The sequence below is a fragment of the Amphibacillus jilinensis Y1 genome, from assembly GCF_000306965.1.
GTDB lineage: Bacteria > Bacillota > Bacilli > Bacillales > Amphibacillaceae > Amphibacillus_C > Amphibacillus_C jilinensis.
Window position 1 is genome coordinate 1 of the sequence record NZ_AMWI01000077.1, and the last position, 1085, is coordinate 1085.

Consider the following 1085-nt stretch of genomic DNA (forward strand, 5'->3'; position numbering starts at 1 on the left):
GCTACTTAACTGTTCCTGTCAATCCAGGCATGGCAAGTGTTGTATATACTGTTTTTCTTTTTCTTATCATGTTTATGTATATTTATAGATCAAGTGAAGAGAAAATATTTGGTAGGTAAAAGCGTAGTACTTGGTAATTAACTTTTCGTTCAATGCATGTAGAGGCAAGGATTATCTATCAAGAAGAATCCTATTTAGAATGGCATTGGAATTGTTAAATATGAAGATTCGTTGATATTAAGACCCTATCGGTCATAATATAAATATATTAATAGGAGTGGTAGAAATGGAAATGGTTTTACCAGCAAGTTATGCAGTGATTGAAGAAGAAGAAATGATGTATTTGGATGGAGGATTTAGGATAAGTAATAAAGTAGTAGGTGCCTTAATTAATACTGGAATTGGTCTTGTAACTGGTGGTGGAGGGATGGCAGCTGTAGCAGCATATATTAGAAAAAAAGGAAAGAAAGAAGCACAAAGAGTATTTACTAGAACAATAGCTAGTAAGTTGAAAAGTTGGGGGTTAGCTACTTTAGCGGGTTCTTTAGGGGTAGCGGTGGCATTTGCTGTTAACTATACAGATGTAGGTGGAATGGTAGCAAGATGGTTTGACAACAGGGATAAAAAACCAGGAAATGGATATTTGGATTTCTAATTATGAAAAGAAAACACATTAAGTTTTTTTTAATTTACTTTTTTTTTCTATTTACTATGAATTATGGGTCACAAATTCTAGTTGATAAGGAAATACTATCAAAGAATTTTGTCTTTGTTCTCATTTTATTTCCTTTGTATTTAATAGGAAGCTTTCTTATTATGAAGATAATCTATTTTAGTAAAAATAATGATAAGAAGCAAAAATGAAATGATTACTCAACCTTAGAAACAAGGTATGGATAAGGTTTGTTAGTATGAAAGTGGCAAATGAAGTTACAGGTATATTTTTAGGAGCCATTAATGGAGAGAGTAAATGTGTGTTATTTTTTAGTAACAATAAAAAAACAATCCAAAAGATGATTAAATTTTTAATATATCGAATAAGGGGTCAGCCCTAATGACGAGGCATCACTGCAATCTTGTTTAAA

At 31.3% G+C, this 1085-nt stretch carries 1 protein-coding gene; it reads left to right on the plus strand.

Features of this window, described 5'->3' with window-relative positions; genetic code table 11:
* Positions 1–286 precede the first annotated feature (286 nt).
* Positions 287–655 carry a hypothetical protein gene (locus B494_RS0100440; protein ID WP_017470382.1) on the plus strand — a complete coding sequence of 123 codons (369 nt, stop codon included), beginning with the start codon at positions 287–289 and terminating at the stop codon, positions 653–655.
* The last annotated feature ends 430 nt before the right edge of the window (positions 656–1085 follow it).